Below are 19,998 nucleotides of genomic sequence, written 5' to 3'. Positions count from 1 at the left end.
CTGATTACCTACAGCCCAAAGCCCAAGCGGCCCACGAACGCCTGACGCCAGGCGTTCGTGGCACGCGACGCGGCCGGCACTGACTGGCTTTACGCGGCAGCCGCTTGGCGCAACTGTTCGTCCACCACTTCCACCCAATGCCGCACCGGCGTATCGGTGCCGCTTTGCAGATGGCCGATGCAGCCGATGTTGGCCGACAGGATCACATCCGGCCCGCCGGCTGCAATGGCGCCCAGTTTGCGGTCGCGCAGCTCCAGGGCAATCTCCGGGTTCAACACTGAGTACGCCCCCGCCGATCCGCAGCACAAATGCTTGTCGGCGAAGGGCTGCAGGTCAAAGCCCAAATCCACCAACAGTTGCTCGGACAAGGGCCGCAAGCCCTGCCAATGTTGCAGCGTGCACGGCGGATGAAAGGAGGCACGCACGCCATCAGGCAAGCGCGCGCGCAGTTGCGCGGCATGCGGCGCCACGATCTCGGCCACGTCCTTGACCAACGCGACGATGTCCGCGGCTTTCTGCGCGTAGGCGGGATCATGCTTCAAGTGATGCGCGTATTCCTTCACCATCGCGCCGCAGCCGGACGCATTCATGACGATGGCCTCGACCGCGCCGTCTTGCACCAGCGGCCACCAAGCGTCGATGTTGGCGCGCATCTGCGCCAGCGCCGCTTCTTGCGCATCCAGATGGAAGCTGACCGCGCCACAGCAGCCCGCGCCGGGCGCAATGCGCGCACCGATGCCCACGGCGTCCAGCACCCGGATGGTGGCGGCATCAATCGTGGGCATCATGGCCGGCTGCACGCAACCGGCCAGCATCAGCACTTGCCGCGCGTGCCCCGCAACCTGGGGCAACACGCCCGCCTCGCGGCGCTCGGGCACCTTGCGCTTGAGCGCATCGGGCAAGAGTCCACGCATCGCCTGCCCCACCCGCATCGCGGGCGCGAACAGCGGCGACAACATGGCTCGGCGCAGCAGATTGCGCTTGGTCCTGTCCGCCCAGGAACGCGGCACACGCTCATCGACGATCTTGCGGCCGATATCGATCAAATGCCCATACTCCACACCCGACGGACAAGTGGTTTCGCAATTGCGGCAGGTCAGGCAGCGGTCCAGATGCAGTTGCGTGGATTGCGTGGGCGGCGCGCCCTCCAACACTTGCTTGATCAAATAGATGCGCCCGCGCGGGCTGTCGAGTTCGTCGCCCAGCACCTGATACGTGGGACAGGTAGCCGTGCAGAAGCCGCAATGCACACATCGGCGCAGAATGGCGTCGGCCTCGTTGCCCAAGTCGGTGTCGCGGGCCCAGGATGCCAGGTTGGTTTGCATGACGCGCTATAGCTCCAGAACCAGTCGGCCAGGGTTGAACAGGCTGGACGGGTCAAGCTCTTGCTTGAGCCGGCGCGTGATCGCCGAGATACCGGGCGCCAGGGGATGAAAGACACCGTCGGCCGGCGGCTTGGTATTACCGACGCGGAACAAGGTGGCATGCCCGCCCATCCGCGCCGCGGTTTCGCGCAGCATGGCCGCGTCGTGCTGGCCGGACAGCCAACGCTGCCCGCCGCCCCATTCAATCAGGGTCTGGCCCAGACCCAGCACGGCGGCGGTCGGTGGCAAGGCAAGCCGCCATAACGGGCGGTCCGGATGAAAAAACTCGTGGGTCTGTTCGCGCAGGGACTGCCACCACGCATCGGCCGCGTCAGGCTCGAGCGGGTCTCCCCCGATGATGCGGCGTGCACTGGCGATTGCCGGCGGAGCGCCCGACAGGCGCACATGCATGGCGCCATCGTCGTCATCACCCGTCCAACTGGTGGCCGAGATCGGCAAGGGTTTGCCGCGCCACAGCGCGAAGCTGGCCAAGGCCTGCGCTTGCGTGGCGGGCAGCAGCAAGGTCAGCTCTTCCATGGGACGGGGCACCACTTTCAGCGACACATCCAGAATGGCGCCGAAGATACCGTGAGATCCGGCCAACAGGCGCGACACATCGTAGCCCGCGACGTTCTTCATGACTTCACCGCCGAACGACAGCACGCGCCCTTCTGAATCCAGCAGCCGCGTGCCCAGTACAAAATCACGCAGCGCGCCGGCGCTCATGCGGCGCGGGCCGGACAGGCCCGACGCCACGCATCCGCCCACGGTCGCGGTATCGGCGAAGTGCGGCGGTTCAAAGGCCAGCATCTGTCCGTTCTCGGCCAGCGTCGCTTCCAGTTCGGCCAAGGGCGTTCCCGCGCGCACCGTCACCACCAGCTCGGACGGGTGATAGCTGACGATGCCGCGATACGGCGTCATATCCAACAGGCAGTGGCCGTCTTGCGGCGTCACCGGGCGGTAATTGCCGTAGAACGCCTTGCTGCCGCCGCCCATCACAAACAGCGGCTTGTGGCCCGCACGGGCCGTCATGACCTGGTCGCACAATTCCGACAGGACAAAATCCATAGGGATACGTCCTAGAAACGAGCGAGATCGGGGAACCGCAACTCACCCGCATGGACGTGCATCTTGCCGTATTCGGCGCAGCGGGCCAGCGTGGGAATGACTTTTTCGGGATTCAGCAGGCACGGCGGGTCGAATGCCCGCTTGACCGCCAGGAACGCGTCGAGTTCTTCGCGAGAGAATTGCACGCACATTTGATTTATTTTCTCCATACCCACACCGTGCTCTCCGGTCACGGTGCCTCCTACCTGCACGCACAGCTCAAGAATGGCCGCGCCGAATTTCTCGGCACGCTCCACCTCGTCCGGCTTGTTCGAATCAAACAGAATCAGCGGGTGCAGATTGCCATCGCCCGCATGGAAGACGTTGGCGCAGCGCAGGCTGAACTCGTCCTCCATCTGCTCGATGGCGCCCAGCACGCGCGCCAGATGGCGACGCGGAATCGTGCCATCCATGCAGTAGTAATCGGGCGACACGCGCCCTGCCGCCGGAAACGCATTCTTGCGGCCCGCCCAGAACTTCAGGCGCTCGGCTTCCGACGTGGACACTTGGCAGCGTGTGGCGCCCGCATCGCGGAATACCGCTTCCATTCGCGCAATCTCGTGGGCCACTTCGTCGGGCGTGCCATCAGATTCGCACAACAGGATGGCTTGCGCGTCCATGTCGTAGCCCGCGCGCACGAAGGGTTCCACCATGTGCGTGGCGCGGCGGTCCATCATTTCCAGACCGGCGGGAATCATGCCCGCCGCAATCACCTGCGTGACGGCATTGCCCGCCGCCTCGACGCTGGAAAAACTGGCCATGACGACCTGCGCGCAAGCGGGCTTGGGAATCAGCTTCACGGTCACTTCGGTGACCACGCCCAACATGCCTTCGGAACCGATGAAGACGGACAGCAGATCCAGGCCCGGCGCATCGGGCGCTTCGGAACCCAGTTCAACGATGTCGCCGTCAATCGTCACGACCCGCACGCGCAGCACGTTGTGCACGGTCAGGCCGTACTTCAGGCAGTGCACGCCGCCGGAGTTTTCAGCCACGTTGCCGCCGATGGAACAGGCGATCTGGCTGGACGGGTCCGGCGCGTAATACAAGCCGTAGGGCGCCGCCGCTTCGGAAATGGCCAGGTTGCGCACGCCGGGCTGCACGACCGCCGTGGCGCTGGCCAAATCGATATGCTTGATGCGGTTGAATTTGGACAGCCCCAGCAACACGCCCTGGCTGTGCGGCATGGCACCGCCCGACAAACCCGTGCCCGCGCCACGCGCCACCACGGGCGCGTTCAGCCGCTTGCAGATCCGCATGACGGCTTGCACGTGTTCTTCGGTTTCGGGCAAGGCAACAACAGCCGGCAGCGCGCGATACAGCGACAGGCCGTCGCACTCGTAGGGACGGGTATCTTCTTCGCGGAACAATACGCAGTGCGCGGGCAACGCGGCCGACAACGCCTCAATGAGCTGCTGCAAAGAATAAGGCGCCTGCACTTGTGCCAGGCCGGTTTCGACCAGTGAATTCATGAGCGCAACAATAGCGCGAGCGCTCTATGAAAACAGGCCGGGATTTACCCGCATCCATGGGATTACCGCTGCGCACGATACGTAACCAGCAGTAATAGCGCGCGCATCAGACGCAAAAAAAGCCGACGGCAAATGCGTCGGCTTGATGGCGCTGCGCCGTGGCTTTTACCAGGACACGATCTTGCCCGGGTTCAAGATGTTGTTCGGGTCAAACGCATGCTTCAGGCTGCGCATCAGTTCAAGCGCATCGTCGCCATGTTCTTCGGCCATGAACTGCATCTTGTGCAAGCCCACGCCGTGTTCGCCGGTGCAGGTGCCGTCAGCGGCAATCGCGCGGCGCACGAGGTTGTGGTTGATCGTTTCCGACTCTTCCCATTCCTTCGGATTGTCGGCGTCCAACAACATCAGTACATGGAAATTGCCGTCACCGACGTGGCCCACGATGGTGTACGGGAAGCTGGCACGATCCAGCTCTTCGACGGTATCGCGCACGCAGTCGGCCAGGCGCGAGATCGGCACGCAGACGTCGGTGGTGCTGGCGCGGCAGCCGGGCCGCAATTGCAGGCCGGCAAAGTAAGCATTGTGGCGCGCCGTCCAAAGGCGGCTGCGGTCTTCGGGGCGTTCGGCCCATTCAAAGTCCATGCCGCCATGTTCGGCGGTAATGGCTTGCACGGTTTCGGCTTGCTCTTGCACGCCAGCCGGGCTGCCATGGAATTCGAACACCAGCAGCGGCGTCTCGCGCAGGCTCAGCTTGCTGTACTGGTTTACCGACCGCACGCTGGCCGCGTCCATGAACTCCACGCGCGCCACCGGCACGCCCATCTGGATGATCTCGATGACGCTTTGCACGGCGTCGTCCAACGTCGGGAAGTTGCAGACCGCGGCCGATACGGCTTCTGGCTGCGGATACAGGCGAACCGTGACTTCGGTGATGATGCCCAGCGTGCCTTCGCTACCCACGAAGATGCGGGTCAGGTCGTATCCGGCGGACGACTTGCGCGCCCGGCCCGCCGTGCGGACGATGCGTCCGTCGGCCGTCACCACGGTCAGCGACATGACGTTTTCGCGCATGGTGCCGTAGCGCACGGCGTTCGTGCCCGACGCGCGGGTGGCCGCCATGCCGCCCAAGCTGGCATCGGCGCCCGGATCAATCGGGAAAAACAAACCGGTGCTACGGATTTCTTCATTGAGCTGCTTGCGCAGCACGCCTGCCTGCACCGTGGCGGTCAGGTCTTCGGCGTTGATGGCCAACACCTTGTTCATCTGGGACAGATCCAGGCTGATACCGCCCTGGATCGCCAGGATATGGCCTTCCAGCGACGAGCCGGCACCATAAGGGATCAAGGGGACGCGGTGCTCGTTGCACAGCTTGGCAACCGCGGCCACGTCTTCGGTGCTGTGCGCGAAGACCACGGCATCAGGCAGCATGGCGGGATACGGCGATTCGTCGCGGCCGTGATGTTCACGGACGGCGGCGGACTCGGACAGGCGGTCGCCAAAGCGCGCGCGCAAGGCATCCAGACAGGCGGCGGGCACCGGACGGCGCAACGTTTCAGCGTGCAAGGGAGCGTTCATGATCAGCGTGTTCTCGGGGAGTCGCAGGAGTTTGCGGGGTTCGCGGGATCTGCGGGGTTCGTCAACCCAAATATTCTACGCCGCTGCGCATGCTGCACCGCAAACCGCCCCAGGAAGACGGCTTGCGGCGTGTCCCGCTTACTTGCCCGACGTCAGCGCAACGCGGCGGCGCTCACGCACGGCGTGTGCCAGGCGTTCCAGCACGGCAACCGAGGCATCCCAATCGATGCAGCCGTCGGTAATGCTCTGGCCGTAGACCAGGGGCTTGCCGGGCACCATGTCCTGGCGGCCGCCCAACAGGTGGCTTTCCACCATGACGCCGACCAGGCGAGCATCGCCCGCTTCCATCTGGCGCGCCACGTCGTCGATGACGCGGGGCTGGTTTTCGGGGTCTTTGCTGCTGTTGGCGTGGCTGGCGTCGACCATGATGCGTTGCGCCAGGCCGGCCTTGGACACGTCGTGGCACGCTGCGTCCACGCTGGCCGCGTCGTAGTTCGGCGTCTTGCCGCCGCGCAGGATGACGTGACAGTCTTCGTTGCCCGCCGTCGACACAATGGCGGAATGCCCGCCCTTGGTCACCGACAGGAAGTGGTGCGGCTGCGACGCGGCCTTGATCGCGTCAACAGCGATCTTCACATTGCCGTCCGTACCGTTCTTGAACCCCACCGGACACGACAAGCCGGACGCCAGTTCGCGGTGCACCTGGCTTTCCGTCGTGCGCGCCCCGATCGCCCCCCAGGAGACCAGATCCGCGATGTACTGCGGCGTAATCATGTCCAGAAACTCGCAGCCCGCCGGCAACCCCAGGCTGTTGATGTCCAGCAGCAGTTCGCGGGCTACGCGCACACCCTTGTTGATATCGAAGCTGCCGTCCAGGTCCGGATCGTTGATCAACCCCTTCCAGCCCACCGTGGTGCGCGGCTTTTCGAAATACACGCGCATCACGATTTCAAGGTCGGCGCTCAGGCGGTCACGAACCGGCTTCAAACGCTTCGCATATTCAATGGCGGCACGCGTGTCGTGGATCGAGCACGGGCCAATCACGACGATCATGCGGTCATCCATGCCATGCAGGATGCGGTGCATGCTCTGGCGGGCGGCGAACACGGTATCGGACGCCTCCTTGGTGCACGCGAACTCGCGCATCACGTGCGCGGGCGGATTCAGTTCCTTGATTTCTCGGATGCGAAGGTCGTCGGTATTGTGTGACACGGTACTGCTCCTGGGTTGCCCGCCAACGGGTCCAATCCGATCGGTCTATTCCGATCCCGGCGGCACAAAAAAAGCCGCCAGTTCGCTGGCGGCTTTTTTGGGGGGGATTCTTTCCAAACTTCAGATTGAGCGCGTCCCTTCCTCCGCCAGCGGCTTCAGAAACTTATAAAAATAAAAGTAAAAGGCGGGGGACGCGAATTTCATGGGAAACGACTCTAGCACAGTTTTTTGGGGCCGTCACATCGTTTTTAATCGAATGTGGCAGCCCCGTTTTGCAATCAGGCGGTGCCGCCCACGGTCAGGCCTTCCATGCGCACGGTCGGCATGCCTACGCCCACCGGCACGCTTTGGCCGTCCTTGCCGCAGGTGCCCACGCCCGAATCCAGTTGCAGGTCGTTGCCGATCATGGTGACGCGGGTCATGGCGTCAGGGCCGTTGCCGATCAGCGTGGCGCCCTTGACCGGGTAGGTCACCTTGCCGTCTTCGATCATGTAAGCCTCGGACGCCGAGAACACGAACTTGCCGCTGGTGATGTCAACCTGGCCACCGCCGAAATTGACCGCATACAGGCCGCGCTTGACGGACGAGACGATTTCTTCGGCGGGCTTGTCGCCAGCCAGCATGTACGTATTGGTCATGCGCGGCATCGGCAGATGCGCGAAGGACTCACGGCGACCGTTGCCAGTCGCGGCCGTTTTCATCAGGCGGGCGTTCAGCGTGTCTTGCATGTAGCCGCGCAGGATGCCGTCTTCGATCAGCACGTTGCGCTGGGTAGCGTTGCCTTCGTCGTCGATGTTGAGCGAGCCACGGCGGTCCGGCAAGGTGCCGTCGTCCACGACAGTCACGCCCTTGGAGGCGACACGTTCACCAATGCGACCGGAGAACACGCTGGAACCCTTGCGGTTGAAGTCGCCCTCCAGCCCGTGGCCCACGGCCTCGTGCAGCAGGATGCCCGGCCAGCCCGAGCCCAGCACCACCGTCATCTCGCCAGCGGGCGCGGGGCGCGCTTCCAGGTTCACCATGGCTTCGTGCACGGCGCGTTCCACATAGCCTTGCAGCATTTCGTCGGTGAAGTACGCCAGCCCCAGGCGTCCGCCGCCCCCGGCGTGACCCATTTCGCGGCGACCATTGCGCTCGGCGATCACGGTCAGCGACAGGCGCACCAGCGGGCGCACATCCGCGGCCAGGCGGCCATCGCTGCCCGCCACCAGCACCACGTCGTATTCAGCGCCCAAGCCCGCCATCACCTGGATCACGTGCGGGTCTTGCGCGCGCGCCATGCGCTCGATCCGTTCCAGCAGCGCCACCTTTTCCGGCGCGCTCAAGGTGGCCACGGGGTCGATGTCGGCGTACAGGCTGCGACCCATTTCGGCCTCGACCTGCGCCGCCACCTTGACCTTGCCCGCCCCACGACGCGCAATGCCGCGCACGGCATGCGCCGAGGACAGCAGCGCGTCGGCGGACAGCGAATCGGAATAGGCAAAGGCGGTTTTCTCGCCGCTGACGGCGCGCACGCCTACGCCCTGGCTGATCGAAAAGCTGCCGGTCTTGACGATGCCCTCTTCCAGGCTCCACCCCTCGCTGCGCGTGTACTGGAAGTACAGATCGGCGTAGTCGACCTTGTGGGTGAAGATCTCACCCAGCGCGCGAGCCATGTCCGCTTCGGTCAGGCCCCAAGGGTCCAGCAGTAGCGATTTGGCGGTGGCAAGGGAAGCAATAGCGGGATCAGTGATTTTCATAGGCTCTATTCAGGGGGCATCGGCGCGGCATGAGCCCGCGCGCTTTGCATTGATGCGCAAGACCGTATCGTACCGCCGACCGGGGTCCGGCGTCCCACCCAGGTCCAGATCAGGTAGCGGCACGGGCGGACATTATTGGCATCCCAATAAGATGGGGACGCAAGAGTGAGTATCAAGTTAAGCAATTACAACTAAATATTGTTCGGTGCCATAACAACTTTGCCGGCTCCGAATCCGGTTTTGTTCCCGTGCGGCGCCCTTGGCCTACAAGGTAAGCGGATAGTCATAGGTCGTCATACAAGCACCACCGAAAATACACGTGCGGCCAAAGGCGTTCGGTTTTGCTCCCATATCAATCCGCGAAATCAGCAATGCCAAAATGCATAGTGCGCCTTTGCCGGGCCTGGTTTGGAACCTCGGATCACGCATGATGGCTTAGCGAAACAGACCCTGAGCGCGCCCCGTTAAATGGAAGTCGGGCCACGCGAAAATGCTTCGGACATGAACTGACATACACCTGTATTCGCTCGCCAGTTGAAACAACACGGGCCTGCAAGCGGCGTTGTTAGGCGGTTTCGTCCGCCCAGCGAACCAACGCGACGTTTGTTTCAAATCGTCCCAAATTTGGGAATATCCTTCCCAGATCTTGCGCCACCCGTCCAGCCGCATACTCGCGGGCTTTGCGGCTCTTTTGATACAAAGTAATTAGCACGAAAATAGAGAAGTCAAGCCGTAACTTCTGTATTATGCGAAGCACAACAAATAAACATAACTTCGCCGGCGATTAAAGCAGTTCCATAATCAGGAATAAACCATGGCCCGAGAAACATACGCAGCACTGCAAGCAAAGATCGAGAAGGAAATCAACAAGCTTCAAAAGAAGGCGGAAGTCCTTCAAACGAAGCGCCGCAAGCCCGTGATCAGCTCCATCATCACGTCCATGCGCGAATACGACATTACCCCGGAAGAAATCATTGCGGCTTACGGCTCCGGCAAGCCCGCTCGCGTGGCTCCTGGCGCGCGACGCAAGGCTGGCGCGGCTGCCCGCCCCGCTACCGCCCCCAAACGCGCCGTTGCACCCAAGTACCGTCATCCGCAAACTGGCGAAACCTGGAGCGGTCGCGGCAAAGCACCGCGCTGGCTCGCCGCTGAAGAAGCTTCCGGCGCCACCCGCGAGAGTTTTCTTATCAAAGAATAAAACCTATTCTGCAGTAAGAAATAAATCGGCGCACCAAAATGGTGCGCCGATTTATTTTTGAAACTTAGCTCAGGATCGCGCCCGCGCCTACCTCAGCGGGAACTCGATTTCACGCTCGGCCCCATTATTTCCGGGGAAATTGTCGAATATCGCGCGCACCAGATACGGCATTGTGCGCACGAAATCATCACCCTGGCTCAGTATGAAGGCGGTGGACCGATATACCTCCGCGCCCCCGCGCTGGGTATCGCGGATCTTCAAGCTGAGTGTGTTGCGTTGCACCGCCATGGGTACATCCACCCAGTCCGGCCCCCAATAGCCGAAGCCTGGCCCCCAGGGGCGCGGTCCATAAAAACCGCCATAGCCGCCATAGCCATACCCGCCGTAGAAGTAGGGATCGTAGGCCCGGCGCACCATCACCTGCGTCTGGCTGGTGCCATAAGTGAATGACACATCAAACCGCCCTTTGGCACCCGGCTGCGCTTCGACCAAGCCAGTTGCACCGATGCCGGCGCGCACCATGTCCTGATAAGACTGGTATTCCAGATTATTGAGCTGGTTCGGATCCGCGGGCACAAACTGATATGTCTGCCCTTCGACACCGGTGGGCCATTGCTGGAATGATGTGACGCGCGCCGATACGGAAGGTGCGGCGCAACCCGTCAATGTCAGCGCCCCCGCCAAAGCCAATAATCCAGCCCAACGACCCGCACTGAACGATGACATTTGGAACATTTTTGCGACTCCTGTTGCGCACGACGGCGCCATCATACTGAGCTTTGACTGGGGCCACCGTAAAAAGTTTGCCGTAGCCCGCAAGCCCCAGACGACGCATCGCGCCCACCTACTACAATAGACCCCTCGTTCAACCAGGACTGCAACTCCATGCGCACCGACACGCCCATTACCGTTTATCGCAAGGATTACCAGCCCTACCCCTACGACATTCCCGAAGTCGCTTTGGCCTTCGATCTGGCGCCTGACGCCACCGAGGTGCGCTGCACGATGCACGTGCAACGCAAGCCCGGCGCCAGCGCCGACGCGGCCTTGATCCTGGATGGAGAAGACCTGGAACTCGTGTCGGTAGGCGTCAATGGGGCCGCGCTCACGGCCGACAGCTATCACCTGTCCGAGCAGAACCTGGCCATTTACGGGCTGCCGGCCGATGCCACCGTCGAGATCATCAGCCGCTGCAAGCCGTCCGCCAATTCCACACTGATGGGCCTTTACGTATCCGGCGGCAATTTCTTCACGCAATGCGAAGCCGAGGGTTTTCGCCGCATCACCTGGTTTGCCGACCGCCCGGACGTAATGTCGCGATATCGCGTCACGCTGCGCGCCCAGCCGCAATACCCGGTGTTGCTGTCCAACGGCAACCTCATGGCCTCGCGCCAACTGCCCGACGGCCGCAATGAGGTGGAATGGGAAGACCCATTCCCCAAGCCCTGCTACCTGTTCGCGTTGGTGGCCGGCAACCTGACCCACCGCGAAACCACCGTCAAGACGGCCAGCGGCCGCGACGTGCTGCTTCAGGTCTATAGCGACCCAGGTTCCGAAACCAAGACTGAATGGGCGCTGGATTCGTTGGTCCGCGCGTTGCGCTGGGATGAAACCCGCTTCGGCCTGGAACTGGATCTGGACCGCTTCATGATCGTCGCCGTCCATGACTTCAACATGGGCGCGATGGAAAACAAGGGCTTGAACATCTTCAACGCCGCCTACGTGCTGGCCGATGCCGACAGCGCCACGGATGCCAATTACGAAGGCATCGAATCCGTGATCGGCCACGAATACTTCCACAACTGGACCGGCAACCGCGTCACCTGCCGCGACTGGTTCCAGTTGAGCCTGAAGGAAGGCCTCACGGTTTTCCGCGACCAGGAATTCAGCGCCGACATGATGGCGCACGACATGGATGCCGCCGCGGCGGCCAGCGCGCGCGCGGTCAAGCGCATCGACGACGTGGTGGCGCTGCGCGCCGCCCAGTTCCCCGAAGACGCCGGCCCCATGGCCCACCCCATCCGCCCCGAGAGCTACCAGGAAATCGGCAACTTCTACACGGCAACCGTGTATGAAAAAGGCGCCGAAGTCATCCGCATGCAGCACACGCTGCTGGGCGAGGAAGGTTTCCGCGCGGGCATGGACGAGTACTTCCGCCGCCACGACGGGCAGGCCGTCACCTGCGACGACTTCGTTGACGCCATGGAATCGGTCTACGTCCGCCAACACCCCGGCCGCGACCTGTCCGTCTTCCGCCGCTGGTATCGCCAGGCCGGCACGCCGCGAGTGGCCGTCAAGCTTGAACATGACGCCGCCACGCGCCGCTGCACGGTCACCTTGACCCAGGAATGCCTGCCGGTGGGCGTCGAGAGAAAAGCCGGCGCCGATTACGTCAAGGCGCCGTATCACATCCCGTTCGCGATCGGCCTGCTGAACCAGGATGGCCGCTCCCTGCCCCTGCGCCATGACGGCGCCGTCCAGGAAACCGCGCTGCTGGAGCTGACCACGTCCAGCCAGCAATGGGTGTTCGAAGACATCGACGAGCGCCCCGTGCCGTCGTTGCTGCGCGATTTCTCGGCCCCCGTCATCGTCGACTACGACTGGACCGACGAAGAACTGGCGCTGCTGTCGGCGCACGACACCAACCCCTTCGCCCGTTGGGAAGCCGGTCAGGAACTGGCTACGCGCCAGATTCTTGCCTTGGCCGAAGCCCGCCAGGCTGGCCGCACCCTGCATGCCGACGCCGCCTTCATCAACGCCTGGCGCGCACTGCTGACCGACCCGGCCATCGACGCCGCCTACCGCGCCCGCGCGTTGGCGCTGCCGTCAGAGAAGACGCTGGCCGAGCGCATGCACGCCGTGGACCCGCCCGCGCTGGCCGTGGCCCGCGACTTCCTGCGGGCCGAACTGGGCCGCCAACTGGCCGCTGAGTTCCGCCTGGCTTTCGAACAGAACCAGACGCCGGGCGAATACAGCCCCGCACCCGTGCCCGCCGGCATGCGCGCGCTGAAGAACCTGGCGCTGAGCCATCTGCTGGCCGCCGGCGAGCACGACGCCCAGCGCCTGGCCGAGCAGCAGTACGAACGCGCCGGCAACATGACCGACAGCATGGCCGCGCTGTCCGCCCTGATCAACTACGGCCAGGGCGACTTCCCGCAGGAAGCGCTGGCCGCGTTCTACGACAAGTGGCGCGACAACCCGCTGGTGGTCGACAAATGGTTCGCCTTGCAGGCCGCCGCGCGCTCGACAACGGTGCATACCGCGCGCGAGCTCATGACGCACCCCGCCTTCACGCTGCGCAATCCCAACCGCGCCCGCGCGCTTATTTTCCAGTTCTGCCTGAACAACGCGCGCGGCATGCACCACCCGGACGGCTCGGGCTATGCGTTCTGGGCCGAGCAGGTCTTGGCGCTGGACGCACTCAACCCCGAAATCGCGGCCCGGCTGGCGCGCGCGCTGGACAACTGGGCGCGTTTTGTGCCCGCCCTGCGCGCCCCCATGCAGGCCGCCCTGCAACAGGTGCGCGCCCACGAGGGGCTGTCGCGCAACGTGCAGGAAATCGTATCCAAGGCTTTAGAATTCGCAGCATAGGGAGACCCTCTTGAAACGTAAAACACTGACTCAATACCTGGTGGAGCAGCAACGCTCCGCCCAAGCCCTGGCGCCGGAAGTGCGACTGCTGATCGAAGTGGTCGCGCGGGCCTGCAAGGCCATCAGCCATGCGGTCAGCAAGGGCGCCTTGGGCGGCGTCCTGGGCAGCCTGGAAAGCGAAAACGTCCAAGGCGAAGTGCAGAAGAAGCTGGACGTGCTGTCCAACGAAATCCTGCTGGAAGCCAACGAATGGGGCGGCCACCTGGCGGCCATGGCGTCGGAAGAAATGGAAACCATCCATTTGATTCCGAACCGCTACCCCAAGGGCGAATACCTGCTGTTGTTCGATCCCCTGGACGGCTCGTCCAACATCGACGTGAACGTCTCCATCGGCACCATCTTCTCGGTGCTGCAGGCACCGCACAACGTGTCCGGCGCCCCGGTCTGCGAAGACGACTTCCTGCAACCGGGCAACAAGCAGGTCGTGGCCGGCTATGCCGTGTACGGCCCGCAGACCATGTTGGTGCTGACCATCGGCAACGGCGTGGTGGGCTTCACGCTGGACCGCGAGATGGGTTCCTGGGTGCTGACGCATGACAACATCCGCGTGCCCGAAGACACCAAGGAATTTGCCATCAACATGTCGAACATGCGCCACTGGGCTCCGCCCGTGAAGCGCTACATCGACGATTGCCTGGCCGGCACCACAGGCCCCCTGGGCAAGGACTACAACATGCGCTGGATCGCCTCGATGGTGGCGGACGTGCATCGCATCCTGACCCGCGGCGGCATCTTCATGTACCCCTGGGACGCCCGCGAACCCGGCAAGGCCGGCAAGCTGCGCCTGATGTATGAAGCCAACCCGATGAGCTTCCTGGTTGAACAGGCCGGTGGCGCGTCGATCAACGGCGTCCAGCGCATCATGGACATCCAGCCCGACAAGCTCCACCAGCGCGTCAGCGTGATCCTGGGCTCGAAGAACGAAGTCGAGCGCGTGGGCCGCTACCACGCGGAAGAAGCGGCGAAGTAATGCCACGCTGAAAAGCAAAAGCCCCTTGATTGCTCAAGGGGCTTTTTTCATTGCGGCTCTGGCGCAACGGCGGTCACTTGACCTCTTCGATGGACTTCACGTCGTCCTTGTTCACTTTGACCTTCTTGCCGTCCTTGTCGTACTCATACATGCCGGCATCTTCATCGTAAGACGGCGCATCGGACGTCACGGTCGAGCTCCCGTCCCGTTGCTGAATGACCGAGGGCGACGAGCATCCGGCCAGTACCCCAACTCCGGTCACCACCAGGGCCAACGTCATGGTCTTCAGGTTCATGGGCGTGTTCTCCAAGTGTGAATAGGTGAATTCACTGTATCGGGAACCTGGCCCCAATAAGGTGTCGGGTTGTGGCCAAATTGCGAAAGAACGTAATACCCTCGTCCCACATTATAAAAAACCCCTTGCAGATATCCCTGCAGGGGGTTTTTGCACTTACATAAACCGCAAGCGGTTACAGGTTCAGACCTTCGCGTTCGCCTCGATGAAGCGGCGCACATCAGCCAGCGTGCAGTCCATGATCTCCACGCGCTGCGGCAGCGATTCCAGATTGGCCAGGTTGCCCGGCGGCGTTGCCGGACGGCCCAGGGCTTCTTCGATGGTCTCGGAGAACTTCGCCGGCAAGGCGGTTTCCAGCACCAGCATCGGCACACCCGGCTCGACGAAGTCGCGCGCGACCTTAACGCCGTCCGCCGTGTGCGGATCGACCAGCACACCGGTCTCGTCGTACAGCGCGCGTATGGTCGCCAAGCGGGCTTCGTGCGAGCTTTGGCCCGACACGAATCCGTAGTGCGATTCGAATTGCGGCTTCAGGTCGGACAAGTCGAACGAGCCGTCCTGCGCCAGCGTCGCCCACAAGGCCTTTACCCGGGCGGCATCGCGGCCCACCAGATCAAAGACGAAACGTTCGAAATTCGATGCGCGCGAGATGTCCATGGACGGGCTGGACGTAGCGTAGGTCTGCTCGGCCGGACGCGGACGATAGACGCCCGTGCGGAAGAATTCCTCCAGCACGTTGTTCTCGTTCGTGGCCAGCACCAGGCGGCGTACCGGCAGGCCCATGCTGCGCGCGATATGGCCCGACAGGATGTTGCCGAAGTTGCCCGACGGCACGGCAAACGACACCTGTTGGCCCGGCTTGTCGGTGGCGCGCAACCAGCCGTGGAAGTAATACACCACCTGGGCGGCAATGCGCGCCCAGTTGATCGAGTTGACCGCGCCCAGGCGGTACTTGGTCTTGAATTCCAGGTCGCTGGCCAAGGCCTTGACGATGTCCTGGGCTTCATCGAACACGCCACGCACCGCGATGTTGTGGATGTTTTCGTCTTGCAGCGAATACATCTGCGCGCGCTGGAAGGTGCTCATGCGGCCATGGGGCGACAGCATGAACACCGCTACGCCCTGCTTGCCGCGCAAGGCGTATTCGGCGGCCGATCCGGTATCGCCGGACGTGGCGCCCACAATGTTCAGCGTGGTGCCGCGCTTGGCCAGCACGTATTCGAAGACCTGACCCAGGAACTGCATGGCCATGTCCTTGAACGCCAACGTCGGGCCTTCCGACAGGCCCAGCAGCGTCAACCCGCCGTCCAGCGGACGCAGCGGAACGATGTCTTCGCTGTTGAAGATCTCTTGCGTGTAGGCCGCGCGGGTCAGGCGGCGCAGGTCGTCGGCGGGAATGTCGGTGGCAAACAGCGACAGCACTTCGAACGCCAGATCCGCGTACGACAGGCCGCGCCAGGATTCCAGCGTTTGCTCGGACACTTGCGGCAGTTGCTCCGGCACGGCCAGCCCGCCATCGGGCGCCAGGCCTTCCAGCAGGATGTCGGAGAACGGCTGGGCGGCCATGCCGCCACGGGTCGAGACGTATTTCATGTGAGGTTCTCCACGCGCAAGCGGGTGACCTTGGACCGCACGAATGGCATCGATTCGATGTGCTCGATGGCCTGATTGACGTTGCCTTCCACCGCTTCGTGCGTCAGGAAGATGATGTCGGCGCCACCGATGTGCGAGGGCTGCTGGATCATCGAACCAATCGAAATGGACCGGTCGGCCAGAATGCGGGCAATGTCCGCCAGCACGCCCGGCTGGTCGTCCACGCGCAGGCGCAGGTAGTACGAGGTGCTGACGAGTTCGATCGGCAGGATCGGGGTGTCCGACATGGCGTCCGGCTGGAAGGCCAGGTGCGGCACGCGGTTGCCCGGGTCGGCGGTGTGCAGGCGCGTCACGTCGACCAGGTCGGCCACCACGGCGGATGCGGTGGGCTCTTCGCCCGCGCCCTGGCCGTAGTACAGCGTGGGGCCAACCGCGTCGCCCTTGACCAGCACGGCGTTCATCGCGCCTTCCACATTGGCCAGCAAACGCTCGGACGGCACCAGGGCCGGATGCACGCGCAGCTCGATGCCGTCGGGGCGGCGCTTGGTCACGCCCAGCAGCTTGATGCGGTAGCCCAGGCGTTCGGCGTGCTCGATGTCTTCGGCGGCCAGTTGCGAAATGCCTTCGATGTAGGCGCGGTCAAACTGCACCGGCACGCCGAAGGCCAGGGACGCCAACAGCGTCAGCTTGTGCGCAGCGTCCACGCCTTCCACGTCAAACGTGGGATCGGCTTCGGCGTAGCCCAGGCGCTGGGCTTCGGCCAGTACGTCGGCGAACGGCAGCCCGCGCGAGCGCATTTCGGACAGGATGAAGTTGGTGGTGCCGTTGATGATGCCCGCCACCCACTGGATGCGGTTGGCGGTCAGGCCTTCGCGGATCGCCTTGATGATGGGGATGCCACCGGCCACCGCGGCTTCGAACGTGACCATGACGCCGCGCTCGTAGGCGGCGGCGAAGATCTCGTTGCCGTGCTTGGCCAGCAGCGCCTTGTTGGCGGTGACGACATGCTTGCCGTTGGCGATGGCTTCCATCACCAATTCCAGCGCCAGCGTGTCGCCGCCGATCAATTCAACGACGATGTCGATTTCCGGGTCGCGCACCAGCGCGTGCACATCGGTATCAACCAGGATCGAGTCGCCCACTCGGGCGCGCGCCTTGGCCACGTCGCGCACGGCGGCGCGCGTGACTTCGATGCGGCGGCCGGCGCGGCGCGCGATTTCTTCCGCGTTGCGCGACAGCACGCTCCATGTGCCGCCGCCAACCACGCCAAGACCAAGCAGGCCCACCTTCATGGGACGCATCGCGCCGCCCTCGGGGCCTTGCGCGACGGGTGAGCGTTCAGGGGTATTCATTTCAGCAATCCGTCCTTGCGGAACATATCTTTGATGCCGCGCACCGCTTGCCGGGTGCGCTGCTCGTTTTCGATAAGAGCGAAGCGTACGTAGTCGTCGCCATACTCGCCGAAGCCGATCCCGGGGGACACGGCCACTTTCGCATCCGACAGGACACGCTTGGCAAATTCCAAAGAACCCATCGCCTTGTAGGGCTCGGGGATCTGCGCCCAGATATACATGGACGCCTTCGGAATTTCCACATTCCAACCTGCTTCGTGCAGACCGCGCGCAAGCACGTCGCGGCGGCTTTGGTACTGGGCCACGATCTCGTTCACGCAGTCCTGCGGGCCGTCCAAGGCAGCGATGGACGCCACCTGGATCGGCGTGAACGTACCGTAGTCGTGATAGCTCTTGATGCGCGCCAGCGCGTTGACCAGCTCGCGGTTGCCGACCATGTAGCCGATGCGCCAGCCCGCCATGTTGTAGCTCTTGCTCATCGTGAAGAACTCGACGGCCACATCGCGCGCGCCGGGCACCTGCATGATGGACGGCGCCACGTAGCCGTCGAAGGTGATGTCGGCGTAGGCCAGGTCATGCACCACCAGGATGTCGTGTTCCTTGGCCAGCGCCACAACGCGTTCAAAGAACGACAGATCCACGCACTGCGCGGTCGGGTTGCTGGGAAAGCCCAGCACCATCATCTTGGGCTTCGGGATGGACTCGCGCACCGCGCGTTCCAGCTCTTCGAAGAAATCGACGCCGGGCGTCATGCGCACCGAGCGGATGTTGGCGCCGGCAATCACCGCGCCATAGATGTGAATCGGGTAGCTGGGGTTGGGCACCAGCACCGTGTCGCCGCGATCCAGCGTGGCCAGCATCAGGTGCGCCAGTCCTTCTTTGGAACCGATCGTGACGATGGCTTCGGAATCCGGGTCGAATTCCACCGCGTAGCGGCGCTGATACCAGTCGCAGATAGCCTTGCGCAGACGCGGAATGCCCTTGGACACCGAATAGCCGTGCGTGGTCGGGCGCGAGGTGGCCTCAACCATCTTGTCGACGATGTGCTTGGGCGTTGCACCATCCGGATTACCCATGGACATGTCGATGATGTCCTCGCCCCGCCGACGCGCCGCCATCTTGAGCTCGCCAGTAATGTTGAAAACGTACGGGGGCAAACGCTCGATGCGAGAGAACTTCCTCATGATGGGAATCCTTAGGGGCGGAAAGGGCGAAAAAACCAGGGCGCGGTCGCGCGAAGGGGAAAAGGGCTCGAAGCCGCGCCAGCACACGATTGCAGCGCAGCAAAACCCTGTAATCTAGCGCAACGACGGCCCTGCGGCAAATGGGGCGAAAACGGGTCCGTTTCCCCATTGAAAAGACAGGCTTTTTTTCAACTGCCCACAAGCGCCAAAAACCACGTTGTTGCAAGGCAGGGAATCCGCTTATGCCGCCGAGCAACGAAGCGCCCCACATGGCAACCCATGGCGAGTCTGATGCGCTATCATCAAGCCCATCAAGCCGGAGTTTTTATTGAAGCTGCATACCGATCCTGCAACGGCCGCGCTGAACACCGTCACCGCCTACGGTGAGGGTTACATCGAGGTCAACCAAGTCCGTTTTTCTTCGTCGGTCGCATTTGGCCCCGAAGGCGAAGTTGCCGAATGGCCCGCTGAATCGCCGGCCGACATCACCTCTTCCCTGTTGCATCAGGCGGCCGGCTTGACCGAGCCCGTCCGCGACCCGATGGCCTTCCTGGATGAACCGGAAGCCAGCCCCAGCCGCCCGGCCAATGCGCCCGAAGTGCTGCTGGTGGGCACGGGCGCCCGGCAACAGTTCCTGCGTCCCGAAGTGTTGCGTCCCCTGTTGGCCATGGGAATCGGCGTCGAGATCATGGACACGCACGCCGCCTCTCGCACCTACAACATCCTGATGGCCGAGGGCCGGCGCGTGGTCGTCGCCCTTATCCCTCCCAACGGAGAATCACAGAAATGACGCCCAGCATCGGCAAGCCCGCCCCGCCGTTCACCGCGGAAAGCACCATTGGCCCGATCAGCCTGGAACAATGCCAGGGCCGCGCCGTGATCCTGTATTTCTACCCCAAGGACAACACGCCTGGCTGCACCACCGAAAGCCAGGACTTCCGCGACCTGCACGCCGAATTCCTGGCGGCCAGCGCCGTGGTCATTGGTATCTCGCGCGACTCGCTGAAGTCGCATGAGAACTTCAAGACCAAGTACGAACTTCCTTTCCCCCTCATCTCCGACGCCGACGAAACCGTGTGCAATCTGTTCGGCGTCATCAAGCAGAAGAATATGTACGGCAAGCAGGTGCGAGGCATTGAGCGCAGCACCTTTTTGATCGACGCCTATGGCGTGCTGGTGCAGGAGTGGCGCGGGGTGAAGGTCCCGGGCCACGCCAAGGAAGTCCTGCAGGCCGCAAAAAGCATCGGTTAGCCGTACCGGAACAGCCGTCAGGCGCTATAGCTGGC

16 protein-coding genes are annotated in these 19,998 nt (G+C 63.2%); 5 read left to right on the top strand and 11 right to left on the bottom strand.

Features of this window, described 5'->3' with window-relative positions:
- Positions 1-89 precede the first annotated feature (89 nt).
- The 6 genes from glcF to tldD all read right to left on the bottom strand — a co-directional run bounded on the left by glcF (position 90) and on the right by tldD (position 8,469).
- A complete protein-coding gene (gene glcF / locus P8T11_RS28270; protein WP_268079030.1) occupies positions 90-1,325 on the bottom strand; it encodes a glycolate oxidase subunit GlcF in 1,236 nt (411 codons plus the stop codon).
- A gap of 6 nt (positions 1,326-1,331) precedes the next feature.
- On the bottom strand, positions 1,332-2,432 hold the full coding sequence (glcE, locus tag P8T11_RS28265) for a glycolate oxidase subunit GlcE (protein ID WP_268079031.1): 1,101 nt from the start codon (positions 2,430-2,432) through the stop codon (positions 1,332-1,334).
- A gap of 11 nt (positions 2,433-2,443) precedes the next feature.
- Positions 2,444-3,943 carry an FAD-linked oxidase C-terminal domain-containing protein gene (locus P8T11_RS28260; RefSeq protein WP_230693586.1) on the bottom strand — a complete coding sequence of 500 codons (1,500 nt, stop codon included), beginning with the start codon at positions 3,941-3,943 and terminating at the stop codon, positions 2,444-2,446.
- Between the two features lie 165 nt (positions 3,944-4,108).
- A complete protein-coding gene (locus tag P8T11_RS28255; protein ID WP_268079032.1) occupies positions 4,109-5,518 on the bottom strand; it encodes an FAD-binding oxidoreductase in 1,410 nt (469 codons plus the stop codon).
- A 138-nt stretch (positions 5,519-5,656) separates the two neighbouring features.
- The gene (gene aroG, locus P8T11_RS28250) at positions 5,657-6,730 is read right to left on the bottom strand and encodes a 3-deoxy-7-phosphoheptulonate synthase AroG (RefSeq protein ID WP_268079033.1); all 1,074 of its coding nucleotides are present in this window, start codon (positions 6,728-6,730) and stop codon (positions 5,657-5,659) included.
- Positions 6,731-7,008: 278 nt separating this feature from the next.
- Positions 7,009-8,469: a metalloprotease TldD gene (tldD, locus tag P8T11_RS28245; protein ID WP_050445979.1), complete on the bottom strand. Its 1,461-nt coding sequence runs from the start codon at positions 8,467-8,469 to the stop codon at positions 7,009-7,011.
- Between the two features lie 814 nt (positions 8,470-9,283).
- On the opposite strand from tldD, the gene P8T11_RS28240 reads away from it, so the two are divergent.
- Positions 9,284-9,667, top strand: coding sequence for an H-NS histone family protein (locus P8T11_RS28240; RefSeq protein WP_268079034.1), 384 nt, complete (start codon positions 9,284-9,286; stop codon positions 9,665-9,667).
- Between the two features lie 87 nt (positions 9,668-9,754).
- Here the strand turns inward: P8T11_RS28240 and P8T11_RS28235 are convergent, their stop codons facing one another.
- Entirely contained in the window at positions 9,755-10,402 is a 648-nt protein-coding gene (locus P8T11_RS28235) for a DUF4136 domain-containing protein (RefSeq protein WP_268079035.1), read from the bottom strand.
- A gap of 150 nt (positions 10,403-10,552) precedes the next feature.
- Between P8T11_RS28235 and pepN the strand changes: the two genes are divergently transcribed.
- Together pepN and P8T11_RS28225 are read left to right on the top strand one after the other, a co-directional pair.
- On the top strand, positions 10,553-13,258 hold the full coding sequence (gene pepN / locus P8T11_RS28230) for an aminopeptidase N (RefSeq protein WP_268079036.1): 2,706 nt from the start codon (positions 10,553-10,555) through the stop codon (positions 13,256-13,258).
- 10 nt (positions 13,259-13,268) lie between these two features.
- On the top strand, positions 13,269-14,288 hold the full coding sequence (locus P8T11_RS28225; protein WP_268079037.1) for a class 1 fructose-bisphosphatase: 1,020 nt from the start codon (positions 13,269-13,271) through the stop codon (positions 14,286-14,288).
- Positions 14,289-14,361: 73 nt separating this feature from the next.
- On the opposite strand, the gene P8T11_RS28220 is transcribed toward P8T11_RS28225, so the two are convergent.
- The 4 genes from P8T11_RS28220 to alaC all read right to left on the bottom strand — a co-directional run bounded on the left by P8T11_RS28220 (position 14,362) and on the right by alaC (position 18,712).
- Positions 14,362-14,583 (bottom strand): YgdI/YgdR family lipoprotein, encoded by a 222-nt coding sequence (locus P8T11_RS28220; RefSeq protein WP_050445986.1) that lies wholly within the window; start codon positions 14,581-14,583, stop codon positions 14,362-14,364.
- A gap of 183 nt (positions 14,584-14,766) precedes the next feature.
- A complete protein-coding gene (thrC, locus tag P8T11_RS28215) occupies positions 14,767-16,176 on the bottom strand; it encodes a threonine synthase (RefSeq protein ID WP_268079038.1) in 1,410 nt (469 codons plus the stop codon).
- A complete protein-coding gene (locus tag P8T11_RS28210; protein WP_268082486.1) occupies positions 16,173-17,477 on the bottom strand; it encodes a homoserine dehydrogenase in 1,305 nt (434 codons plus the stop codon). The genes thrC and P8T11_RS28210 overlap by 4 nt, the downstream gene beginning before the upstream one ends.
- A 47-nt stretch (positions 17,478-17,524) precedes the next feature.
- Positions 17,525-18,712: an alanine transaminase gene (gene alaC, locus P8T11_RS28205; RefSeq protein ID WP_050445988.1), complete on the bottom strand. Its 1,188-nt coding sequence runs from the start codon at positions 18,710-18,712 to the stop codon at positions 17,525-17,527.
- Positions 18,713-19,040: 328 nt separating this feature from the next.
- Here alaC and P8T11_RS28200 point away from each other — a divergent pair, with 328 nt between their 5' ends.
- A complete protein-coding gene (locus P8T11_RS28200) occupies positions 19,041-19,502 on the top strand; it encodes an Mth938-like domain-containing protein (protein ID WP_268079039.1) in 462 nt (153 codons plus the stop codon).
- Complete coding sequence (locus P8T11_RS28195; protein WP_050445991.1) at positions 19,499-19,963, top strand: peroxiredoxin; 465 nt, start codon at positions 19,499-19,501, stop codon at positions 19,961-19,963. Before P8T11_RS28200 ends, P8T11_RS28195 begins: the two co-directional genes overlap by 4 nt.
- Positions 19,964-19,998 lie beyond the last annotated feature (35 nt).

Origin of the sequence: Achromobacter spanius (assembly GCF_029637605.1) — a bacterium.
Classification (GTDB): Bacteria; Pseudomonadota; Gammaproteobacteria; order Burkholderiales; family Burkholderiaceae_B; genus Achromobacter; species Achromobacter spanius_E.
Note: the sequence above shows the minus strand (reverse complement) of the source record. Positions and strands in the feature narration are given on the sequence as shown.